This window comes from Micrococcus sp. HSID17227 (assembly GCF_003989405.1).
GTDB classification, from domain to species: domain Bacteria; phylum Actinomycetota; class Actinomycetes; order Actinomycetales; family Micrococcaceae; genus Micrococcus; species Micrococcus luteus.
Genome location: NZ_RBLN01000255.1, coordinates 1 through 3,160 on the forward strand (window position 1 = coordinate 1; position 3,160 = coordinate 3,160).

General features: G+C 75.7%; 5 protein-coding genes. 2 read left to right on the forward strand and 3 right to left on the reverse strand.

The annotated features are described in order from the left end of the window. On the reverse strand, positions 1–631 hold a 631-nt coding region (locus D8M29_RS10365; protein WP_148111580.1), incomplete at its 3' end, for an amino acid permease. Positions 632–765: 134 nt separating this feature from the next. On the opposite strand from D8M29_RS10365, the gene D8M29_RS10370 reads away from it, so the two are divergent. Continuing rightward, positions 766–1,467 carry a TrkA family potassium uptake protein gene (locus D8M29_RS10370; RefSeq protein ID WP_020625081.1) on the forward strand — a complete coding sequence of 234 codons (702 nt, stop codon included), beginning with the start codon at positions 766–768 and terminating at the stop codon, positions 1,465–1,467. Then, a complete protein-coding gene (locus D8M29_RS10375) occupies positions 1,464–2,177 on the forward strand; it encodes a TrkA family potassium uptake protein (RefSeq protein ID WP_020625080.1) in 714 nt (237 codons plus the stop codon). Before D8M29_RS10370 ends, D8M29_RS10375 begins: the two co-directional genes overlap by 4 nt. On the opposite strand, the gene D8M29_RS10380 is transcribed toward D8M29_RS10375, so the two are convergent. Both D8M29_RS10380 and D8M29_RS10385 read right to left on the reverse strand, forming a co-directional pair. Next, positions 2,129–2,833 carry a DUF3159 domain-containing protein gene (locus tag D8M29_RS10380; RefSeq protein ID WP_020625079.1) on the reverse strand — a complete coding sequence of 235 codons (705 nt, stop codon included), beginning with the start codon at positions 2,831–2,833 and terminating at the stop codon, positions 2,129–2,131. The genes D8M29_RS10375 and D8M29_RS10380 overlap by 49 nt on opposite strands. Positions 2,834–2,856: 23 nt before the next feature. Further along, entirely contained in the window at positions 2,857–3,138 is a 282-nt protein-coding gene (locus D8M29_RS10385; RefSeq protein ID WP_238693385.1) for a hypothetical protein, read from the reverse strand. Between the last annotated feature and the right edge of the window lie 22 nt (positions 3,139–3,160).

The window sequence follows — 3,160 nt, forward strand, 5'->3', positions numbered from 1 at the left end:
CCCCTAGCCTACACCGGCGACGGCAGCCTTGCCCTACACGACGCTCTTCCGAACTCAGGCCCGCCAGGACGAGCAGCGCGGTCAGGGCGACGAACACGCTCACGAGCACGGGCAGCACCCACCGGGACAGCCGCACCCCGCGGAGCGCGGCCAGCAGTACGCCCACGAGCGCGGCCGAGGCCACCAGCACGCGGCTGCCGACGGTGAGTCCGGGGGCCAGCGCCGCCACGAAGTGGGCGAAGGCGGCCACGGAGACCGCGGCGGTGAACACGAAGTCCAGCAGGAGTGCGGCCGAGGCGACGACGCCGGCCCTCGGGCCCAGCTTCGTGCCGGCCATGTGATAGATGCCGCCGTGCGGAACGGCGGCGACCGCGGCGCGGAAGGACACGACGATGAGCAGCATCACCGCGACGACGGCCCAGCCGACGGCGGGTCCGAGCGCGAGCGCGGACGTGCCGGCCGCGACCAGGGTGAGGATGACCTCGTCCGGGGCGTAGGCGAGGGAGGACAGGGCGTTCGACGACGTCACGGGCAGCGCCCGCCACCGGTTCATGCGGGGCTCGTCGGCGGCGTGCGACGTCACGGGGCGACCGAGGAGGCCGCGGCGCAGGAGGAAGGACAGCGTGGCCACCGCACCACGGTACCCCCGCCGGGCCCGGGCGCCGCGGCGACGCGGATGCTCCCGGACGTGCCCGCCGGATGCGAGGATGGAGCGCGCGTCGGCTCCCCGGCGCACGGAGCACCGCACGAGAGGCAGGGACGGGCATGGCCCACTACGTGATCGTCGGCGGCGGACGGGTGGGCACCCGGTTGGCGGCCGCGCTGGACGCGGCCGGTCACGGCGTCGCCCTCGTGGACCGCGACCCGCGGACCGTGGAGGGGCTGGCCCCCGGCTTCTCCGGCGAGCTCGTGGCCGGCGTGGGCTTCGACCGCTCCGCGCTGCTCGCCGCCGGCATCGACCGCGCGCAGGGCCTGGCGGCCGTGACCGCGGACGACAACACGAACATCATCGCCGCCCGCGTGGCCCGCGAGACCTTCCACGTGGACCACGTGGTGGCGCGCATCTACGACGCCGACCGGGCCCGGCTGTACCAGCGCCTCGGCATCCCCACGGTCGCCTCGATCCAGTGGACGGCCGACCAGGTGCTGCACCGGCTGCTGCCGGCCGGCACCGCCGACGCGGAGCACCGCGACGCCTCCGGCCGGCTGCTCGTGACCGAGCTGGTCCCCCACTCTTCGTGGTGGGGCCGTCGGCTGACCGACGTCGAGTCCACGGTGGGGATGCGCATCGCCTACCTCACCCGGCTCGGCGACGGCCAGCTGCCCCGGCCGGGCGACCGCCTGCAGGAGGGCGACGTGCTGCACGCCGTCTACCCGGTGGACCGCCGGGACCAGGTGGAGGCCGCCCTGCAGGGCGAGGCACGCGTGCCGGACGGCACGGACGAGGACGAGGAGGGACGGGCATGAGGGCCGTCATCGCCGGAGCCGGCGCCGTGGGCGCCTCCATCGCGCGGGAGCTGCACGCGCACGGCCACGAGGTGGTCGTCGTCGAGGCGCGCACGGACGCGGCCCGCAAGGCCGACGTCGGCGGCGCACGCCTCGTCCTCGGGGATGCGTGCGACCTGACCGTGCTCGAGCAGTGCGGCGCCCTGGAGGCGGACGTGCTCGTCGCGGCGACCGGCGACGACCGGGTCAACCTCGTGTGCTCCCTGCTGAGCCGCTCGGAGTTCGGCGTCGGCCGCACCGTGGCTCGCGTCAACAACCCGCTCAACGACTGGCTCTTCGACGAGTCGTGGGGCGTGGACGTGGCCGTGTCCACCCCCTCGATCATGACGGCGCTCGTGGAGGAGGCCGTGGAGACCGGGGACCTCGTGCGCCTGCTCAGGCTGGAGGCCGGCGGCGCGGCGCTGTCCGAGTTCCGGGTCCCGGCAAAGCACTGGCTCGAGGGCCGGCGCATCGGCACCGTGTCCTGGCCGCAGGAGGCTCCGCTCGTGGCGGTCGTGCGCGACGGCGCCCCCCGGCAGGCGTCGGCGGACGAGGTCCTGGAGGTGGGCGACGAGCTCTTCTTCCTGGCCGCCGGCTCCGCCGAGCCGGCCCTGCGTCGCCTCCTCGTCGGCGAGGGCCGCGCTCAGGGACGCTCGGAGGCGGCGGAGTCCGCCGGCACGCCGTCGTCCTGACCGGGCGAGCTGACGGACCAGGCGAGCCAGAGCCCCAGGGCATAGAGCGGCAGGCCCATCACCAGGCGGGCCACCCCGAGCGCGGTGACGGCGTCCCCGAGGTAGAGGGGCACCTGCACCGCCAGGCGCAGTGCGAACACGGCCACGAGGATCCAGGTGGCCGCGGCGTAGGCGCGGCGCCGACGCCGGTGGGCCCGCCAGCGGGTGCCCTCGGCGCGCACGAGGCCGAGCACCAGGCCCGCCGCGGGCCAGCCCACGAGGACGGACACCGCGAACGCGAGGCCGTAGGCGGCGTTGGTGACGAAGCCCCACAGGTAGTAGTCGCGGGCCTGGCCGGTGGTCAGGGAGACCACGACGGACAGGACGACGACGGCGAGGCCGGCCAGCACCTGGACCGGCGACTGGCGCTGGACGAGGCGCGCGACGCCCAGCACGAGAGCGACCGCGACGGCCGCCACGCCGGAGGGCCACACCTGCTGGGTGGCGACGTAGCCGACCATGTAGACGAGGGTGGGCAGGGAGGCCTCGACGATGCCGCGCCAGCCACCGACGCTGCCCAGCGCGTCGAGGCGGCCGCGCTCGTCCAGGCGGGCTCGAGACGGCAGGGGGCCGGCCCCGTCCGGGGCGGCGGTGACGGGGCCACGCGGCTCGGTCATGGGCTCTCCTCTCGGGGCCGTGCTCAGAGCGTGGCCTCGGGCGCGTCGACCAGGTCGAACTCGGGGTTGTGCAGGGTGGGCACGCCGTCCATCTGGGTGACGCGGCCGCGGACCGTCAGCCACTCCCCCGGCATGACGCCGGGCACGCGGCGCCGCCCGTGCCAGACCAGCTGCAGCGTCTCGGCGGGCGCCATGCTCCCGGGTGCGGGCAGGCGGTTGGCCCGGCGCGCCGCGGCACGGCGTCGCGTACGGGACGAGTGGTGTCGCTGCTCGTGCATCCGCGCGTGGCGCTGACGTCGACGCAGCCCACTACGTTCTCTGTGCCGA

Coding starts and splice junctions, on each gene's coding strand:
- D8M29_RS10375 (WP_020625080.1), top strand. CDS start 1,464: ATGAGGGCCGTCATCGCCGGAGCCGGCGCCGTGGGCGCCTCCATCGCG.
- D8M29_RS10370 (WP_020625081.1), top strand. CDS start 766: ATGGCCCACTACGTGATCGTCGGCGGCGGACGGGTGGGCACCCGGTTG.
- D8M29_RS10380 (WP_020625079.1), bottom strand. CDS start 2,833: ATGACCGAGCCGCGTGGCCCCGTCACCGCCGCCCCGGACGGGGCCGGC.